This is a genomic window from Streptomyces coeruleofuscus, assembly GCF_039532725.1.
Lineage (GTDB): Bacteria > Actinomycetota > Actinomycetes > Streptomycetales > Streptomycetaceae > Streptomyces > Streptomyces coeruleofuscus.
Genome location: NZ_BAAASE010000006.1, coordinates 49,980 through 68,765 on the forward strand (window position 1 = coordinate 49,980; position 18,786 = coordinate 68,765).

Below are 18,786 nucleotides of genomic sequence, written 5' to 3' on the forward strand. Positions count from 1 at the left end.
CCCCTGCTCGCCTGTTCCGCCACCGCGCGGGCGGTCTGTGCCTCCCCCACCGTAGCGAGGGAGAGGTACAGACCACACCGGGCCTGAACGGGCATTCCTCGCATGCCGCGCGTATCGTCGGTTCTGAGTCAACTCCGGAAGGAGCTCTGAATGGGCATCTTCGACAAGTTCAAGAGCCAGGCGCGGAACAAGGGCAAGCAAGGCTCCGACTCCGCGGAACAGAAGATGAACGAGAGGACCGGCGGCAAGTACGAGGACCAGATGGACGCCGGGCAGCAGCGGGTCGAGGGACAGCTCGGCATGGACCGGGACCGCGAACGGCCCGACCAGCAGTAAGGCCTCCGAACCTCAGAGGCCGTCCGCGGGGAGGCAATAACCAAGACGCACCTCCTGCGGGCGGCTTCGCATGCCCGACGGCGCGTCCTGGGGGGGGAGGCGGAAGGGCCGCGGGTCGAGCGGGCCTCGCACCTCCCCGCCGGATCAGACCTTGCCTATCCCCAACGTCGTCTCCTGGGGCAGCAGTCCCGACGCCAGGACCGCGACCCAGAAGTCGCCCAGCAGTCCGGCGAGACGGTCGACGTCGTCCAGTCCGAGCAATCGCCAGGGTGCGGCAGCCAGTTGGTCGGTGTGCTGCTCAACGCGCAGGCGCAGCTCACGGCCCGCCTCCGTGGCCGCACCGGCCACGTCGACCAGACCTCTGGCGGCCAGGCGGTCACGTCCGGCCGCCCATTCCTCGGAGCTCCAGCCACGACTCTCGAAACGCTCCGTCGACGCGGCGCCTATCGCTGCGAAGGAGACGAGTGACTCCACTGGGCCCAGGCCGGCCATGAGAAGGGCCGCGAGGTGGCCGTCGCCGCGGTGTTCGCGCAGGATCGTCGCCGCGTGCCACAACTGAAGGTGCGGGGCGTCCGGCCAGTCGAGCGCCGCGTTGGCCGCGGCGAGCGGACGGGCCGCCAGGTCCGCCGCCTCTGCCGCGCGCCGGGCGAGTGCGGCCGCCTCCACCAGCTCGGGGCTGTGCACCTGGTCGCCGAATAGGGCGCGGTAAGCCCGGTCGACCGCCCGCACCCTCGCCTCGAGCACCGCTTCCGGGCTCGCGACCCGCCACGCCGGCTCGACATGCTCGGCGACCATGCGAGGACTGAAGCTGTAGAAGGCCGAGGCCACCTGCTCCGGGCCGGCCTCCCCCAACGGGGCGGCACGGTACGGGAAGTAGCTCGGCCAGCGCTCCTTCGTGTCGTACCTGAGGGCGGCCGCCTCTTCGAACGCCTCCGGTGCGTAGTACAGCACCGCGTGCAGGGGCTCCAGCAGGTGCCACATCTGACGCACGCGAGCAGGCTCCACGCCGCCGTCCCGCGTCACCGCGTCTCCGTCGATCTCACCGACATGTTCCGGCATGACACACCTCCACGCACTCGCGTCCGGTCCCGTCGCACCTGACCGCCACCACTCCCACCGCGTCACGGTCGGCTCCCCGGGCACTCAACTTGACACTGACAAGATTGCCCCGGCGACCCCGAACTTGTCAATGCCTAGATACGGCGTACGCTCCTGACATGAGCTCCAGCAAGCCATCAGCGACCGAGAAGGGCCCCAGCGGCCGCCCGTACCACCACGGAGACCTGCGCCGTGCCATCCTCACCGCCGCCCTCGACGCCATCGCGGCGGACGGTCCGTCCGGGCTGAGCCTGCGCGACCTCGCCCGCCGCGCGGGCGTCTCGCACGCCGCGCCCGCCCACCACTTCAAGGACCGCGCCGGACTGCTCACGGCGATCGCCGCCGAGGGCTTCGGGCTGCTCGCGACCATGCTCAGGGCGGCGACAGACCTGGAGGAGGCGGGTGTGCGCTACGTACGTTTCGCGCGTGAGCATCCGGCGCACTTCCAGGTGATGTTCGCGCCCGAACTGCTGCGCACCGGCGACCTGGAACTGACCACGGCGCGCGCCCTCGCCTCCGACGCCCTGCGCGAGGCCGTCACGGCGGTGCCCCCGGAAGGCCGGGGCACGGACGCCCGACTCGCCGGCGTCGCCGCCTGGTCCCTGGCCCACGGCTTCGCCACGCTGCTGCTCAGTCACAACCTGGAGGACCCGGTGAGCGGCCAGGACCCCGAGGAGGTGTTCCGCAAGCTGGCGGGGATGCTGTTCCGCCACGTCGGGTAGCCGTCGCTCGCCGCCGTCGTACCAGGCGGGCGTGACCTCGGCACCCGTGCTTGACCTTGACACTGACGTCAGGGTCCGACGATCCCCGCATGGCATCCCATTCGAAGACCTCACGCACCGTGCTCGTCACCGGCGCCGGTTCCGGCATCGGCCGTGCCACCGCCCAGGCGTTCGCCGACGCGGGCGCACACGTCGTGGCGGTGGGCCGACGCGAGGCGCCCCTCGCCGAGACCTCAGCTCACGACCCGGCCCGCATCAGCCCGCTCGTCGCCGACATCACGGCCGAAGACGGCCCCGAGAGCATCGTCCGTACGGCACTCGACCGGCACGGCAGCATCGACGTGCTCGTGAACAACGCGGGCATCGTCAGCACCCAGTCCCTGCGCACGTACACGCGTGCCGCCGTGGAGCCCCAGCTCGCGACGAACCTCCTCGCTCCCGTCCTGCTCGTGCAGGCCGCACTCCCGGCTCTCGAGGACAGCCGGGGCGTGATCGTGAACGTGACGACGTCCGTCGGGCAGCGCGCCTGGCCGGGCAACTCCCTGTACGCGGCCGGGAAGGCGGCCCTGGAGGTGCTCACGCGCAGCTGGGCGGTCGAGTTCGCCCCGCTGGGGATCCGGGTCGCCGCCGTGGCGCCGGGAGCGATCGACACACCGATCGGCGAGCACTCGGGCCACACACCCGAGCAGCAGGCCGCGATCCGCGCGTGGCAGCTCGCGCACACGCCGCTCGGCCGGGTCGGACGCCCCGAGGAGGTGGCGTGGGCGATCACCCAACTGGCCTCCCCCCAGGCATCGTTCGTCACCGGCGTGATCCTTCCGGTGGACGGCGGCGCGGTCGTCGCATGAGACTGACGCTCATGGCGGAACGACGCATGCGGATCGGTGAACTCGCCGAGGCGACCGGCACGACACCGCGCGCCCTGCGCCACTACGAGCAGGCGGGGCTCATCACCTCGGCACGCGCCGCGAACGGCTATCGCCTGTACGACGCCGGCACGGCCGTCCGCGTCCGCAACGTCCGCCGGCTGCTGGACGTGGGCCTGACGCTCGACGACGTACGGGTGTTCCTGCCGTGCCTGGACGGCGACGTCACCGCCGGGCCCGCCTCCGAGGAGGCGCTCCGGGTCGCCGCCGGCCGTCTCGCGGTGCTGGACGAGCGCATCGCCGCGCAGGTCGCGGTCCGCGACCGGCTGGCGGCGGCACTGCGCCAGGCCACCGGGGCGCACGTACGCCCGGTGGCCTGACCGGGTGCCGGCGGGCCCGGGCCGTCAGGAGCCCAGCACCGACGTCAGGAACTCCCCGACCCACGCCAGCAGATCCCGCCCGACCAGCGGCTTCCCGCCGACCTTCGCGGTCTTCGGGCGCGGCACCAGCACCTGGTGCGCGGCCGGCTTGATGACGACCCCGGGGTACAGCCGCTTGACCCGCAGCTCCTGCGACTCGCGCAACTCCACCGGCGCGAAGCGGATGTTGGTGCCCTGGAGCACGATCTCGCCGACGCCGCACGCCCGCGCGAGCATCCGCAGACCGGCCACGAACAGCAGGTTCTCCACGGGTTCGGGCAGCTTGCCGTAGCGGTCGACGAGTTCCTCGCGTACGGCCTTGACGTCCTCCTCCGTGTTGGCGGAGGCGATGGCGCGGTACGCCTGGAGCCTGAGCCGCTCGCCCGGCGCGTAGTCGTGCGGGACGTGCGCGTCGACGGGCAGCTCGATCTTGACCTCGAGCGGCGGCTCCTCCTCGATCTCGCCGGTCTCCAGCTGGCGGCGGTAGTCGGCGACGGCCTCGCCGACCATCCGTACGTACAGGTCGAAGCCGACGCCCGCGATGTGGCCGGACTGCTCGCCGCCGAGCAGGTTGCCCGCGCCGCGGATCTCCAGGTCCTTCATCGCCACGTACATGCCGGCGCCCATCTCCGTGTGCTGGGCGATGGTCGCGAGCCGCTCGTGCGCGGTCTCGGTCAGCGGCTTCTCCGGCGGGTAGAGGAAGTACGCGTAGCCGCGCTCGCGGCCACGGCCCACCCGGCCGCGCAGCTGGTGCAGCTGGGACAGGCCGAAGGTGTCGCCGCGCTCCACGATGAGGGTGTTGGCGTTGGAGATGTCGATGCCGGACTCCACGATGGTCGTGGACACCAGCACGTCGAACTTCTTCTCCCAGAAGTCGACGACGACCTGTTCCAGCGCCTGCTCGGACATCTGGCCGTGGGCGGTGGCGATGCGCGCCTCGGGGACGATCTCCCGCAGCCGGGCGGCGGCCCGGTCGATCGACTCGACGCGGTTGTGGATGTAGAAGACCTGGCCCTCGCGCAGCAGCTCGCGGCGGATGGCGGCGCCGATCTGCTTCTCCTCGTAGGGGCCGACGAAGGTCAGCACCGGGTGCCGTTCCTCCGGAGGGGTCGTGATCGTGGACATCTCGCGGATGCCGGTCACCGCCATCTCCAGCGTCCTGGGGATCGGGGTGGCGGACATGGTCAGCACGTCGACGTTGGCGCGGAGCTTCTTCAGCTGCTCCTTGTGCTCGACGCCGAAGCGCTGTTCCTCGTCGACGATGACCAGGCCCAGGTCCTTGAACTTGGTCTCCGACGAGAACAGGCGGTGGGTGCCGATGACGATGTCCACCGAGCCCTCGCGCAGGCCTTCCAGCACGGCCTTGGCCTCGGTGTCGGTCTGGAAGCGGGACAGCGCCTTCACTTTCACGGGGAACTGCGCGTACCGCTCGCTGAACGTCCCGAAGTGCTGCTGCACCAGCAGGGTCGTGGGCACCAGGACGGCCACCTGCTTGCCGTCCTGGACGGCCTTGAAGGCGGCCCGGACCGCGATCTCGGTCTTGCCGTAGCCGACGTCGCCGCAGACCAGGCGGTCCATCGGGACCGACTTCTCCATGTCCTCCTTGACCTCGGCGATGGTGGTGAGCTGGTCGGGCGTCTCCGCGTAGGGGAAGGCGTCCTCCAGCTCGCGCTGCCAGGGGGTGTCCGACCCGAAGGCGTGGCCGGGGGCCGCCATGCGGGCGCTGTAGAGCTTGATGAGGTCGGCCGCGATCTCCTTGACGGCCTTCTTCGCGCGGGCCTTCGTCTTCGTCCAGTCGGCGCCGCCGAGGCGGTGCAGGGTGGGCGCCTCGCCGCCGACGTACTTGGTGATCTGCTCCAGCTGGTCGGTGGGGATGTACAGGCGGTCGCCGGGCTGGCCGCGCTTGGCGGGCGCGTACTCGACGACCAGGTACTCGCGGGTCGCGCCCTGCACGGTGCGCTGCACCATCTCGATGTAGCGGCCGACGCCGTGCTGCTCGTGGACGATGTAGTCGCCCGGCTCCAGGGTGAGCGGGTCGATGGTCTTGCGGCGGCGGGCCGGCATCCGGGCGCCGTCGCGGCCCGCCGCCCGCTGGCCCGTCAGGTCCGTCTCGGTCAGTACGGCGAGTCTGAGGGCCGGGTCGACGAAGCCGTGCTCGATCGAGCCGCACGCCACGTGCACGACCGACGGGGAGATCTCGGCCAGGTCGGCGTCGTGACGGGCGGCGATGCCCTCGCCGCCCAGCACCTCGACCGTACGGGCCGCCGGGCCGTGCGCCTCGGTGACGAACACCGTGCGCCAGCCGTCGGCGAGCCAGCCCTTGGTGTCGGCGAGGGCCTTGGCGGTGTCCCCGCGGTAGGTCTCCGGGGCGTGCATCCCCAGCTTCAGGGTGTCCCCCGCCGCGTCAGCGGCATATGTCTCCGTCAGCTCCTCGTCCGCGGCGAACGGCGACACCGACCACCACATCATGTCCAGCTCGCGGGCCCGGTCCCGGACGTCGGCGATGGACCACAGGGAGGCCGCGCCGACGTCGATGGGCGCCTCGCCGCCGCCGGCGGTGGCCGCCCAGGAGGCCTGGAGGAACTCCTGCGACGTGGCCACCAGGTCCGACGCGCGCGTACGGACCCGCTCCGGGTCGCACACGACGGCCATGGAGCCCTTGGGCAGCACGTCGAGCAGCAGCTCCATGTCGTCGACCAGGACCGGCGCGAGGGACTCCATGCCCTCCACCGCGATCCCCTCGGCGATCTTGCCGAGCAGTTCACCGAGCTCGGGGTGCTCCTCGGCGAGGGCACGCGCACGCGCGCGGACGTCCTCGGTGAGCAGCAGCTCGCGGCACGGCGGCGCCCACAGGCCGTGCTCGGCGACTTCCAGGGAGCGCTGGTCGGCGACCTTGAAGTAGCGGATCTCCTCGACGTCGTCGCCCCAGAACTCGATGCGCAGGGGGTGTTCCTCGGTGGGCGGGAACACGTCGAGGATGCCGCCGCGGACGGCGAACTCGCCGCGCTTCTCCACGAGCTCCACGCGCGCGTACGCGGCGGCCGCGAGGGCCTCGACGATTTCGCCGAGGTCGGCGGTCTGGCCCGTCCTCAGGGCGACCGGCTCCAGGTCTCCGAGACCCTTGACCTGCGGCTGGAGCACGGACCGGACGGGCGCCACGACGACGGAGACCGGGCCGGTCTCGGGGTCGTCGGGGCGGGGGTGGGCCAGGCGGCGCAGCACGGCCAGGCGGCGGCCGACGGTGTCGCTGCGGGGGCTGAGCCGCTCGTGCGGGAGCGTCTCCCAGGACGGGTACTCCACGATCCCCTCCGGCGGAAGGAGGGAGCGCAGGGCCGCGGCCAGGTCCTCCGCCTCACGGCCGGTCGCCGTCACGGCCAGCACCGGGCGGCCCGTGTCACGGGCCAGGGCGGCGACCGCGAAGGGGCGGGCCGCAGGGGGGCCGACCAGGTCGACGTGCATGCGGTTGCCGTCTGCGGCCGCGTTGATCGCTTCCGCGAGGGCGGCGTCCTTACTTACGGCGTCGAGCAGACCGTGCAGGCTCATTCGGGGTGTTTTCCGTCCAGGGTGGGCAACACGACGGGCCCGACGCGCGTCGCGGGCCGGGGGTCTCCAGCGTACGACGACGCGCGCCCGCGCGCCGGGGCTGTGGATGACGCCCGTTCTCCGCGAGGCCCGCCCGGTCGCCTGCCCCCATGTGCGGCTGGACGAGAGAGTTGCGCCGCCGGACAAGATCGGAACCAGCCGCCCAATCTTCACAAGTTCACCTCCACCCGTTGATTTCGCCACGGCATGATCGATCCGGTCCCCCGAGCGGTACCCCCCACCCGTAAGGCCCGGCCATGCCTGCCCCCGCCCTCCCGGTCGTCTCGAAGGCCCGCATACCGACGCCGGTCGCCCCTTCCGGCGGCGACCGGCACCCGGATCGCGCGCGGTGGGACCCCTGGGTCCTGGCCGCGGCCCTCTTCGCCGCCTACACGGCCGTCTCCGTCGGCCGCTACCGGCACATGACGACCCTCTCCTGGGACCTGGGCATCTTCGAGCAGGCCGTGCGGGCGTACGCGCATCTGCGGGCGCCGGTGTCCGACCTCAAGGGGCCCGGTTTCGCCATCCTGGGTGACCACTTCAGCCCGGTGACGGCGCTGCTCGCGCCGGCGTACCGGCTGTTTCCCTCACCGGTCACACTGCTGGTCGCCCAGGCCGCGCTCTTCGCCCTGTCCGCCGTGCCCGTCACCCGCGCCGCAGCCCGGCTCCTCGGCCGTCGCCGCGGCCTGGCGCTCGGCCTCGCCTACGGCCTGTCCTGGGGTGTCCAGCGCGCCGTCGACTTCGACTTCCACGAGATCTGCTTCGCCGTCCCGCTGATCGCCTTCTCCCTGGAGGCGCTGCTCGCGGACCGCCGCCGCGCGGCCCTGTGCTGGGCGCTTCCCCTGGTGCTGGTGAAGGAGGACCTGGGGCTGACGCTGGCCGCGATCGCGCTCGTGGTCGCCTGGAGGGCGCGCGGGGCGTCACCCCGGACGGTTCCGTACGCGCTCGGTGCCGCTGTGTTCGGCATGGCGGCGGCACTGCTCGTCCTCACGGTGGTCATCCCGTCGTTCAACACCGCCGGTACCTACGACTACTGGAACAAGGTCAGCGAGTCGGGCAGCCCCGTCGACGGCCTCGGCACCAAGCTCCGCACCCTCGCCTGGCTGCTGATCCCCACCACCGGACTGCTCGCCCTGCGTTCCCCGCTGCTGCTGGTGGCCCTGCCGACGCTCGGCTGGCGCTTCCTGTCCGGCGACGACCACTACTGGGGCACCGACTGGCACTACAGCGCGGTCCTGATGCCGGTCGTCTTCCTCGCCCTCGCCGACGCCCTCACGACCGCGCGCCACAGCCCGCGCGCGTGGCTGAGCTCGTACGCCGCCCAGTTGCCGGCCGCCGTCGCCGCGGCGGCCCTGGCGCTGACCACCTCGCTGCCGCTGGCGCAGCTCACGGAGGCCGGGATCTACCGGAAGCCCGCCGCGGTGTCCGGCGTCGAACGGCTCCTGGCGCGGATCCCCGACGGTGCCACCGTCGAGGCCAACATCGGCCCGATCAGCCGTCTGACCTCACGCTGCCGGGTCTTCTGGCTCGGCAACACCCGGGGCATCACCCCCGAGTACATCGCGCTGGAGAACATCGACGGCGAGTACCGCGACCCCGTGGGCTACGCCGGGGACCTGCATCCCGGCGCCGCGTACGCCGTCGCGGGCAAGGCCAACGGGTACGTGGTCCTGGAGCGGCGCACGCCGAGCTGATACCGGGGCACGGCCCCTGCCGTGCAAAGGGCCCGCCCCGGAGGTGGAAACCTCCGGGGCGGGCCCGTCCTCCGCAACCCCCGTGTGCGGTGGTCCTTGCCCCGCTACTCGGTCGCGATGGCGTTCAGGACGTTCATGCGGCCCGCCCGGAAGGCCGGGATGAGTGCCGCGAACAGCCCCACGAACGCAGAGGCGATGAAGACGCCGGTGATCGTCGGCCAGGGGATCTCCAGGACCTCCAGGCCCTCCAGGGCGAGGAGCTGCTGCGCGGTGGCGCCCCAGCCCATGCCCAGTCCGAGGCCCAGGAGGGCGCCGAAGAGGGCGATGACGACCGACTCCATGCGGATCATGCGGCGCAGCTGGCGGCGGGACAGACCGATCGCCCGCATCAGGCCGATCTCCCGGGTGCGCTCCACCACCGACAGGGCCAGGGTGTTCACCACGCCCAGGATGGCGACGATGATCGCCAGGGCCAGCAGGCCGTAGATCATGTTGAGCAGCTGGCCGATCTGGTCCTTCAGGGCCTCCTTGTAGTCGGTCTGGTCGCGCACGGTGTACTGCGGGTAGTCGTGCAGCGCCGACTTCAGGGACTTGTAGGCGGCGTCCTGCTGCCCGTCCTTGGCGCTGGCGAAGAGCATCATGTCCAGCGGCATCTTGTCGGCGGGGACGTACTTGGCCATCGTGGCGATGGACGTGTACATCGCGCCCGCGTCGATCACGACGTCACTGCTGGTGATCGCCCGGACCGTCAGGTCGGCCGTGGCGCCGTCCTTGAAGGCGACCTTGATCTTGGAGCCGAGGCTGACGCCGTGGTCCTTGGCGAACTTCTCGTGCACCGACATCGAGTCGGGCTTGTAGGCGTCGGGGAGCTTGCCGGCGACCGTCTCGGTGCGCAGGTCGGTCGCGTACGACGGGTCCGCCGCCGTGATCGCCGTGTCCTTGAGCGTCTTGCCGTCGGGGGTGGTGAAGTCGGCCTTGCTCCACTTGTACTCGGTGACCCGCTCCACGTCCGGCGCCGCCTTCGCGGCCTTGACCGCCTGCGGGGTGATGAGCTGGCCGCTGTCGGACTGGACTATGAAGTCCGTGCCGACGGTCTTGTCGAGCTGGTCGGTGGCGGACGCCACCATGGAGGAGCCCACCACGGACAGGCACGCCACCAGCGCGAGGCCGATCATCAGCGCGGCGCCCGTGGCGCCGGTGCGGCGCGGGTTGCGCAGGGCGTTGCGCTCGGCCATGCGGCCGACGGGGCCGAACATGCGCAGCAGGACGGCGCCGAGGACGCGGACCACACCGCCGGCGAGCAGCGGGCCGATGACGACGAAGCCGATCAGCGACAGCACCACGCCGAGGCCGAGCCACAGCGAGCCCTCCTGGGCCTTGTCGGCCTCCGTCGCCAGGTAGAGGCCGAAGGCGCCGGCGCCGGTGAGGACCGTGCCGATGACGCCGCGGATCCAGCCGGCGCGAGCGTCCGCGGGGGCCCCCGCGTCGCGCAGTGCGGCCATCGGGGAGATCTTGCCGGCGCGCCGGGCGGGCAGGTAGGCGGCGAGGACGGTGACGACCACGCCGAGGACGAGGCCGACCACCGGGGTCGTCCAGGCCACCGTCAGGTCGTCGGTGGACAGTTCCATGCCCATCTGGCCCATGAGCTTCATCAGGCCGACCGCGAGGCCGACGCCCCCGGCCACGCCGAGCACCGATCCGACGACGCCGAGCAGCAGCGCCTCGGCCAGCACGGAGCGGTTGACCTGCTTGCGGGAGGAGCCGATCGCCCGCATCAGGCCGATCTCCCGGGTGCGCTGGGCGACCAGCATGGAGAAGGTGTTGATGATCAGGAAGATGCCGACGAGGAAGGCGATCCCGGCGAAGCCGAGCATCGCGTACTTCATGACGTTCATGAAGCCCGCGACGTCCTTCTGGTTGGCGTCGGCGGTCTCCTTCGCGGTCTTCACCTGGAAGTCGCCGCCGAGTGCGGCCGTGACGTTCTTCTTCAACTGCGCGTCACTGACGCCGGAGGCCGCGGTGACGTTGACGTTGGTGTAGACGCCGGTCTCGCCGACCAGGGTCTGCTGGGCGGTCTTCGTGTCGAGGTAGAAGATCGCGGCGCCGGGGTTGGTGACGGTGAAGTCGGCGATGCCGGAGATCTTCGCCTTGTGGGTGCCGACCGCGCTGAGCACGCCGATCTCGTCACCGAGCTTCAGGTCGTGCTTGTCGGCGGTGTCGGCGTCGACCATGATCTGGTCGGCGCTCTTGGGAGCCGCACCCGAGGTGATCTTCATGGTGCGGGCTTCGTTGCTGTTCCAGCTTCCGACGATGGTCGGGGCGCCGCTGGAGGGCGACAGGCTGTCCTTGTCGGCGTCCACGACGGTCACGGAGGTGGAGAACACCGCGCCCTCGGCGGACTTCACGCCCTGCGCCTTGCGGACCTCGCCGAGCGCGGAGGCCGGCATGACCGGCGGCTTGCCGTTGTCGGCGGTCGTCTCGCCGCTGTCGGAGGCGCCCTTGGCGCTCACCGTCACGTCCGAGGAGGTGGCCGCGAAGAGCTTGTCGAACGTCGTGGACATGGTGTCCGTGAAGACGAGCGTGCCGCAGACGAAGGCCACCGACAGCAGGACGGCGATCGCGGAGAGCGCCATCCGCCCCTTGTGCGCGAAGAAGTTGCGCAGGGAGGTCTTCATGACGGTCATGACGTACGCCCCCGGGCGTCGAAGTCCTTCATGCGGTCGAGGACGGCCTCCGCGGTCGGCTTGAACATCTCGTCGACGATGCGGCCGTCGGCGAGGTACAGCACACGGTCCGCGTAGCTGGCGGCGACCGGGTCGTGGGTGACCATCACGATGGTCTGGCCCAGCTCGTCCACGGACCGGCGCAGGAAGCCGAGCACCTCGGCGCCGGCGCGCGAGTCGAGGTTTCCGGTCGGCTCGTCCCCGAAGATGATTTCGGGCTGGGCGGCGAGGGCCCGCGCCACGGCGACGCGCTGCTGCTGGCCGCCGGACAGCTGGGTGGGCCGGTGCTTGAGACGGTCGGCGAGCCCGACGGTCTCCACGACGCGCGTCAGCCACTGCTTGTCCGGCTTGCGGCCCGCGATGTCCATGGGCAGCGTGATGTTCTCTATGGCGTTGAGCGTCGGCAGCAGGTTGAACGCCTGGAAGATGAACCCGATCCGGTCCCGGCGCAGCTGCGTGAGCTTCTTGTCCTTCAGGCCGGTGATCTCGGTCTCGTCGAGGTAGATCTGCCCGCCGGTGACGGTGTCGAGCCCGGCGAGGCAGTGCATGAGCGTGGATTTGCCGGACCCCGAGGGGCCCATGATCGCGGTGAACTGGCCGCGTGCGATGTCCACGTCGACGTGGTCGAGGGCGACGACGCGGGTCTCACCGGTCCCGTAGGCCTTCACGACCTGCCGCGCCCGCGCGGCAACGGCCGTACGCCCTCCAGTGCCCCCGTGCCTGGGAATGGTCACAGCCGAAGTCACGGTATGTCTCCTATATCGGTCAGCAGATGGTGAAGGCGGTCGCCTGGTCGACAGCCGCGGTATGCGTTGCCGGACCATTGGGTCCGTCCGACGCGTCTCAGTCTCCCGGCGGGGAGGGGTCCCGCGCCCTGGTGCTCAGCGCAGTCTTTTCCTGTGGAAAACCCCACCCCCGCCGGTGTGCGTAACCGCCCCCCGGCGGCGTAAAGCCAGGTTAAGGACCGGCCCCTGCGCGTCTCGTCCTCCGCCGGTACGAACCCTCCCCAGGTCGTAGTACGGAGGTACCCCTAGGGGCAGTCCACCGAAGGGTGGAGACCGTCTCAGGGTTCGCTCCTCCCCTCGGCCCGGTCAGGCTCCACCCTCCCGCTGCCTGAATCAGACAAGGGTCGCCCGAAGCGCGTCGTTGAGGGGTGGAGGTCGGGTGACGGGCGGGCCAGGTGGGAAGCTGTCCGGCGGCAGGTAGGTGCAAGGGGCAGACAAAGCGACGGTACCCGTGGCGCGGACGCGGCCGGGCGAGGGGGAGGAAACCCGGGGTGGGCAGCACCAGTTCCGCGGCACGCGAGTCCGCACGTCCCGCCACGACAGACCGGCGGGGCGCTGTCGTGGCCGCCCTGATGCTCTCGATGGCACTGGCGGCGCTCGACGCCACCATCGTCTCGACCGCCGTCCCGCAGATCGTCGGGGACCTCGGCGGTTTCTCCGTCTTCTCGTGGCTGTTCTCCGGCTATCTGCTGGCCGTGACCGTCACCCTGCCCGTCTACGGCAAGCTCTCCGACACCTTCGGCCGCAAACCGGTCCTCGTCGTGGGCTCGGTGGTCTTCCTCATCGGCTCGCTGCTGTGCGCGCTGGCCTGGAACATGGGGGCGCTCATCGCGTTCCGCGTCGTGCAGGGCCTGGGCGGCGGCGCTCTCCAGGGCACCGTCCAGACGCTCGCCGCCGACCTCTACCCGCTGAAGGACCGTCCCAGGATCCAGTCGAAGCTGTCCACGGTGTGGGCGGTCTCGGCGGTCGCCGGCCCGGGCCTCGGCGGTGTCCTCGCCGCCTACGCGGACTGGCGCTGGATCTTCCTGGTCAACCTGCCCGTCGGCGCGGTCGCGTTGTGGCTGATCGTCCGTCACCTCCACGAGCCGGAGCGGGAGACCGGCCCGCACGCGCGCGTGGACTGGGCCGGCGCCCTCGCGGTGTTCGCCTGCGGCGGTGTGCTGCTCACGGCCCTGGTGCAGGGCGGGGTGGCGTGGCCGTGGCTGTCGGCGCCCTCACTCGCCCTGTTCGCCGCGGGACTCGCCCTGGTCGTGGTCGTGGTGCTGGTGGAGCGCCGGGCGGCGGAGCCGATCATCCCGGGCTGGGTGTGGCGGCGGCGTACGATCGCCGCGGTCAATCTGGCCCTGGGCGCGCTGGGCCTGCTGATGGTGGCGCCGGCGGTGTTCCTGCCCACCTACGCCCAGTCGGTGCTGGGCCTCGCGCCCGTGGCCGCCGGATTCGTGCTGTCCGTATGGACGTTGAGCTGGCCGGTGTCGGCGGCGCTGAGCCAGCACGTGTACCGCAGGATCGGCTTCCGCAACACGGCGATGCTGGGTATCGGAGCCGCCGCGCTGATCCTGTTCGCCTTCCCGTTCCTGCCGTACCCCGGCCAGGCCTGGCAGCCGACCCTGCTGATGCTGCTGCTCGGGGCCGCCCTGGGCCTGTTCCAGTTGCCGCTGATCGTCGGGGTGCAGTCGACGGTGGGGTGGGCGGAGCGCGGTACGACCACCGCGTCCGTGCTGTTCTGCCGCCAGACCGGCCAGACGATCGGTGCGGCGGTCTTCGGCGCGGTCGCCAACGGCGTGCTGGCCGCCCGGCTCGGCGGCGCGAGCGACCTCGACTCGGTGACCCGGGCCCTCAACTCGGGCACCGCCCCGGAGGCGACCCGGCGGGCGATCGCCGACGCGGTGCACGCGGTCTACCTGGGCGCCGCTTGCGCGGCGGCACTGGCGTTCCTGGTGCTGCTGGTCCTCGCGCCCCGGAAATTCCCGGTGCTCAAGGACTGACCGTACGTATCCTCCCGCCCATGCTGACCTTGGAACCGCTCCGGGCCGACCACGCGGACGCGCTACTGGCCTTCGAGCGGGAGAACCGCGCGTACTTCGCCCGGTCCATACCGGACCGCGGGGACGCCTACTTCACGGCGGCGGGGTTCGCCGAACGCCACCGGGCGCTCCTCGCGGAGCAGCACGCGCGCGTGTGCCGCTTCCATGTCGTCCTGGACGAGGAGGGGAACCTGATCGGCCGGGTGAACCTGATCGACGTGACGGACGGCCGCGCCGAACTCGGCTACCGGGTGGGCGAACGGGCCGCGGGCCGGGGCGTGGCGACGGCGGCCGTGGCTCAGGTGTGCCGCCTGGCCGCCACCGACTACGGGCTGATGTCCCTCACCGCGGTCACGACCCTGGACAACCCGGCCTCCATGACCGTCCTGGCCCGCAGCGGCTTCGCACGCGTCGAGGACACCACCGTGGCCGGCCGCCCCGGAGTCCGCTACGCACGCCGCCTCGGACGACTGGACGTCCCGGAAACAGGCTCAAGCGGGTAACACCCGAGGTCAGCTCAGCAAGCGCGTACCGACCAATCAGTCTGCCCAAAGGCTCGCGTCCACCCGGTACCGCGAAGTAACGTGCGTGGCTCCCACCCCCCACCTCCCTGCGGTCCGCCGCACCGGATCCGACCCGCGCAAGGAGCACCGGGATGTCCTACGACCCGCCGCCACCGTCCTACCCGTACCGGCCGCCGGATTCCTCACCCTCCTACGACACCTATCCCTGGCAGCCGCAGCAGCCCCCCGGGCCACCCGAACCGGCCGGGCGGCGCCCCCAGCACCACGCCGCCCTCGGGCACCACAGCGACCTGCGGGTGCTGCGCAGCGCCTACCGCTGGCAGCGGCGCGTGGCCACGCTCACGGCGCTCGGCTACTTCGTCCTGTTCCTGATCCTGTCGGCGTTCGCACCGTCGTTCATGACGAGCACCGTCACCGACGGCCTGCCCACCGGCCTGCTGCTGGCGCTCGTCCAGGTCCCCGTGACCTGGCTGGCGATCGCCCTGTACGAGCAGACGGCCCGCCGCCGCGTCGACCCCCTCGCGGACCGGATACGCAAGCAGGCCGAACTGGACGCCAGGCGGGAGGAGACGCGGTGACGACCGAGTTCAGCGGCAACGCCCAGTCGATGTCGCTCGTGGGCTTCACGGCTGTGGCCACGATCACCCTGCTGCTGTGCGTGATGACGGGCCCCGACCGGGACGACCTCGACGAGTTCTACACCGGCTACAGCTCGCTGTCCCCCATGCGCAACGGCCTGGCGATCGCCGGCGACTACATCTCCGCCGCGACCGTCCTCGGCACCGGCGGCGTGATCGCCCTGTTCGGCTACGACGGGACCGTACTGGCCCTCAGTACGGCGCTGTCGCTGATGCTGCTGATGTTCCTGCTGGCCGAACCGCTGCGCAACGCGGGCCGGTTCACCATGGGCGACGCGCTGACCCGCCGCATGCCGGGACGCGGTGTCCGGATCGCGGCCTGTGCGGTGACCCTGGCGGCGCTGGTGCCGCTGATGGTGGTGCAGCTGGCGGGCACCGGGCAGCTGATGGCGTTCGTCCTCGGCTTCTCCGGCGAGTCGTTGCAGACGGGCTGCATCATCGGCGTGGGCGCGCTGATGATCAGTTACGCGGCGATCGGCGGAATGAAGGGCACCGCCCTCATCCAGATCCTGAAGATCGTGATGCTGCTCGGCTCCGGCATGGTGGTCGCGGTGCTGATCCTGCACCGGTTCGACTGGGACCCGGGAGCCCTGTTCAACGCGGCCGCCGCGAACAGCGGTGTGGGATCGGCGTTCCTCTCCTCGGGGCTCCAGTTCGCGAGCGGCCCCAGCCCCGACCTGGACATGATCACCGCGCAGCTGACGGTGGTCCTCGGCGGTGGCGTACTGCCGCACGTCACCATGCGCATGTACACCGCCTCCAGTGCCCGGCAGGTGCGGCGTTCCATGTCCTGGGCGGTGTCGGGCGTGGCGCTGTTCGTGCTCGTCATCACGGTCGTCGGGTTCGGCGCGACGGCCCTGGTCGGGCGGGCGGTGATCGCACAGGTGGACCCGCAGGGCAACACGGCCTACCTGCTGGGCTCCCAGGCGGCCTTCGGCCCGGACGTCTCGGCGGCGGAGACGTTCCTGTTCACGACCGTCACCACGGCGGTCTTCCTCACGCTGCTCGCCTCGGTCGCCGGGATGATCCTCGCCTGCGCCAACTCCCTCGCGCACGACGTGTTCGCGGCCCGGGTGCGGGAGATGTCACCGCGCCGCGAGATGACGGTGGCCCGGGTCTCGGCGCTGGCCGTGGGCGTCCCGGCGATCCTCCTGGCCACGCTCGTCCAGCATCGCAGCCTGCAACCCCTGGTGACGCTGTCCTTCTGCCTGGGCGCCTCGGCCATCGCGCCCGCGCTGGTCTACAGCCTCTTCTGGCGCCGCTACACCCGCACGGGCCTGCTCAGCACCCTCATCGGCGGCTCGCTGGCCGTCCTGCTGCTGATGCCGGGCACCAACCTGGTCTCCGGCTCACCCGTCTCCGCCTTCCCCGACGCCGACTTCAACTGGTTCCCGTTCACCACCACGGGCCTGCTCTCCATCCCCCTGGGCTTCGCCTGCGGCTGGCTGGGCACGATGGCCTCCGGCCGCCGCAAGTCGGAGGAACAGCGCCACGAGTACGAGGCGGTGGAGGCCTGGATCCTGGCGGGCGCGGTGCGCAGGGACCGCTGAGGCGGAGGGCCGGCGTCCCGGCGGCCTGGGTTGCGTGCCGCGGGCGGCGGCTGGGCGTGAGGTCACCCGACAGCGAGGCCTGTTGCGGCTGCCGCCTGCGGATTGCGGGCGCAGGCCCCTCGCAGCGGGTGCGACGCCCCGTCAGGTGCGCGCAGAGGCGGCGGCTGACGGGCGGCGAGCAGCGAGCGGCGGTCGGCCGGTGGCCGGCCGCGGTGCCCCGCAGCCGTTGCCACACCGCCGCCACCCGTCCCGCCCTGGCCCTCAACCCATCCCGCCCTGGCCCTTGAGTCCCCTCACTCCGCCGCCACCCGCCCCGCCCACGCCGTCAGGCTGGCGTGTACGCGGTCGATGTGTGCCCGTACGTCGTCCGCGCGCTCGGCGTGCTCACGCAGCACCCGTTCCGTCTCCTGTTCGACGGACTCCGCGTGGGCGTGGGCCTGGGCGAGCAGCTCCTCGGCGCGTGCGGCAGCCTCTTCCTGCCGGTGCCGGGCGGAGTCGTCGGCGTCGGCGAAGGCCTGCTCGGCCTCGGTCAGCGCGCCCTCGGCGCGCGTCACCTCTTCCGCGTGGCGGGCGTCCAGCGCGGCCGCCCGGGCGGCATACCCTTCGTCCGACTCAGCCCACCGCTCGGCGTGCTCCTTGGCCTGCTCGGACGGCATTCCGGAGGTGCGCTGCCGCATCTCCCGCAACGCGGCCAGCGCCTCGCCCCGCTGCTCATTCGCCTCACGGTCGGCCGCGGCCCGGATCTCGTCGGCCTCGGCGTGCGCCGCGAGCAGCCGCTGCCGGACGCGTTCATCGTCGTCGGCGCGTACGTCATCGGCGTACGCCTCCGCGGACTCGCGCACGCCGGCCGCGGACGCGCACGCCCCGTCCACCAACTGCCGCGCCTCCCGCCGCGCCCCCTCCCGCACGGCCGCCGCCTCCTCCTGGGCGAGTTCGAGGAGCCGCCGCGGCCGCTCCCCGAGCGACTCGTAGGTCTGCGGGACCAGTCCCGCGACGGCCTCCCGCAGCCGCTCCAGTTCCGCGTCCATCTGCCGGGCGAGCACCGTCAGCCGGGCGGCCCTCTCCCAGGCCGCGTCACGGTCCTCGGACAGGGCCTCGGCGTACTTGTCGACCTGCTCGGGACGGTAACCGCGTCCCCGCACGGCCTGGAAGCCGTGCGGGGACACCGATGCGCTGCTCATGCTGGGGCCCCTCTCCACCACGCCGACGCGCGATCGAGCACGAAATGGGATGATTCCGCGCACATCTTTGTGGATCGGACGGAAACGTTCCTAACGCGACACTCCGCACAGAGGTCACGGGCCCCCGGCCCGGCCGTACGGCCGTCAGCCCCACGTGGTGCCCGCGGGCTCCTTGATGGTCGTGTTGATGCGGTTGAACAGGTTCGTGACCGCGACGGTGAGGATCAGCGCCGAGATCTCCTTCTCGTCGAAGTGGTCGGCCACCTCGTCCCACAGCACGTCCGGAACCGACTCCTCCGACAGGTCCGAGAGCCGCGTCATCGCCTCCGTCAGCTTCAGCGCGGCGCGCTCGGCGTCCGAGAAGAAGGGCGCGTGCCGCCAAGCGGCGACGTTCGCGATGCGCTCTTCGCTCACCCCGGCCTTGCGGAGGTTGTCGGTGTGCCCGTGCACACAGGCCCCGCAGCCGTTGATCTGACTGGCCCGCAGCCCGACGATCTCCGCCACGTCCTGCCGGAGCCCGCCCTCCCCGATCGCCTGGAAGAGGGTGCCGATGCCCTTCATCGCGCCGGGAAGGACGTACGCCGGGTTGGTCATCCGTGCCTGCATGATCTCTGCCTCCTGCGTCTGCGGTGATGCGCTGTCAC

15 protein-coding genes are annotated in these 18,786 nt (G+C 71.6%); 9 read left to right on the forward strand and 6 right to left on the reverse strand.

Annotated features, from left to right (window positions below):
- The first annotated feature begins 150 nt into the window (after positions 1-150).
- Positions 151-336 carry an Rv0909 family putative TA system antitoxin gene (locus tag ABFX81_RS23695; RefSeq protein WP_086839633.1) on the forward strand — a complete coding sequence of 62 codons (186 nt, stop codon included), beginning with the start codon at positions 151-153 and terminating at the stop codon, positions 334-336.
- A gap of 144 nt (positions 337-480) precedes the next feature.
- Here the strand turns inward: ABFX81_RS23695 and ABFX81_RS23700 are convergent, their stop codons facing one another.
- Positions 481-1,395 carry an SCO6745 family protein gene (locus ABFX81_RS23700; protein ID WP_086839635.1) on the reverse strand — a complete coding sequence of 305 codons (915 nt, stop codon included), beginning with the start codon at positions 1,393-1,395 and terminating at the stop codon, positions 481-483.
- A gap of 158 nt (positions 1,396-1,553) precedes the next feature.
- Here ABFX81_RS23700 and ABFX81_RS23705 point away from each other — a divergent pair, with 158 nt between their 5' ends.
- From ABFX81_RS23705 to ABFX81_RS23715, 3 genes are all read left to right on the forward strand, one after another.
- The gene (locus ABFX81_RS23705) at positions 1,554-2,156 is read left to right on the forward strand and encodes a WHG domain-containing protein (RefSeq protein ID WP_086839638.1); all 603 of its coding nucleotides are present in this window, start codon (positions 1,554-1,556) and stop codon (positions 2,154-2,156) included.
- Between the two features lie 89 nt (positions 2,157-2,245).
- Positions 2,246-3,004 (forward strand): SDR family oxidoreductase, encoded by a 759-nt coding sequence (locus ABFX81_RS23710; RefSeq protein WP_086839640.1) that lies wholly within the window; start codon positions 2,246-2,248, stop codon positions 3,002-3,004.
- A gap of 26 nt (positions 3,005-3,030) precedes the next feature.
- On the forward strand, positions 3,031-3,402 hold the full coding sequence (locus tag ABFX81_RS23715; protein WP_086839644.1) for a MerR family transcriptional regulator: 372 nt from the start codon (positions 3,031-3,033) through the stop codon (positions 3,400-3,402).
- Between the two features lie 24 nt (positions 3,403-3,426).
- On the opposite strand, the gene mfd is transcribed toward ABFX81_RS23715, so the two are convergent.
- Positions 3,427-6,984, reverse strand: a complete 3,558-nt coding sequence (gene mfd, locus ABFX81_RS23720; RefSeq protein ID WP_346138619.1) for a transcription-repair coupling factor — start codon at positions 6,982-6,984, stop codon at positions 3,427-3,429.
- Between the two features lie 296 nt (positions 6,985-7,280).
- Here mfd and ABFX81_RS23725 point away from each other — a divergent pair, with 296 nt between their 5' ends.
- Positions 7,281-8,717, forward strand: a complete 1,437-nt coding sequence (locus tag ABFX81_RS23725) for a DUF2079 domain-containing protein (protein WP_086854877.1) — start codon at positions 7,281-7,283, stop codon at positions 8,715-8,717.
- Positions 8,718-8,821: 104 nt separating this feature from the next.
- On the opposite strand, the gene ABFX81_RS23730 is transcribed toward ABFX81_RS23725, so the two are convergent.
- Together ABFX81_RS23730 and ABFX81_RS23735 are read right to left on the reverse strand one after the other, a co-directional pair.
- A complete protein-coding gene (locus tag ABFX81_RS23730; RefSeq protein ID WP_086854878.1) occupies positions 8,822-11,401 on the reverse strand; it encodes an FtsX-like permease family protein in 2,580 nt (859 codons plus the stop codon).
- Positions 11,398-12,186, reverse strand: a complete 789-nt coding sequence (locus ABFX81_RS23735; protein ID WP_086854879.1) for an ABC transporter ATP-binding protein — start codon at positions 12,184-12,186, stop codon at positions 11,398-11,400. Before ABFX81_RS23735 ends, ABFX81_RS23730 begins: the two co-directional genes overlap by 4 nt.
- Positions 12,187-12,716: 530 nt before the next feature.
- Here ABFX81_RS23735 and ABFX81_RS23740 point away from each other — a divergent pair.
- The 4 genes from ABFX81_RS23740 to ABFX81_RS23755 all read left to right on the forward strand — a co-directional run bounded on the left by ABFX81_RS23740 (position 12,717) and on the right by ABFX81_RS23755 (position 16,961).
- A complete protein-coding gene (locus tag ABFX81_RS23740) occupies positions 12,717-14,210 on the forward strand; it encodes an MFS transporter (RefSeq protein WP_086854880.1) in 1,494 nt (497 codons plus the stop codon).
- A gap of 20 nt (positions 14,211-14,230) precedes the next feature.
- The gene (locus ABFX81_RS23745) at positions 14,231-14,752 is read left to right on the forward strand and encodes a GNAT family N-acetyltransferase (protein ID WP_086854881.1); all 522 of its coding nucleotides are present in this window, start codon (positions 14,231-14,233) and stop codon (positions 14,750-14,752) included.
- 152 nt (positions 14,753-14,904) lie between these two features.
- On the forward strand, positions 14,905-15,351 hold the full coding sequence (locus tag ABFX81_RS23750; protein ID WP_086854882.1) for a DUF485 domain-containing protein: 447 nt from the start codon (positions 14,905-14,907) through the stop codon (positions 15,349-15,351).
- Positions 15,348-16,961 carry a sodium:solute symporter family transporter gene (locus ABFX81_RS23755; RefSeq protein ID WP_086854883.1) on the forward strand — a complete coding sequence of 538 codons (1,614 nt, stop codon included), beginning with the start codon at positions 15,348-15,350 and terminating at the stop codon, positions 16,959-16,961. Before ABFX81_RS23750 ends, ABFX81_RS23755 begins: the two co-directional genes overlap by 4 nt.
- Positions 16,962-17,254: 293 nt before the next feature.
- Here ABFX81_RS23755 and ABFX81_RS23760 read toward each other — a convergent pair whose 3' ends face one another.
- Entirely contained in the window at positions 17,255-18,142 is an 888-nt protein-coding gene (locus tag ABFX81_RS23760) for a cellulose-binding protein (protein ID WP_346138620.1), read from the reverse strand.
- Positions 18,143-18,286: 144 nt separating this feature from the next.
- Positions 18,287-18,748, reverse strand: coding sequence for a carboxymuconolactone decarboxylase family protein (locus ABFX81_RS23765; RefSeq protein ID WP_086844341.1), 462 nt, complete (start codon positions 18,746-18,748; stop codon positions 18,287-18,289).
- Positions 18,749-18,786 lie beyond the last annotated feature (38 nt).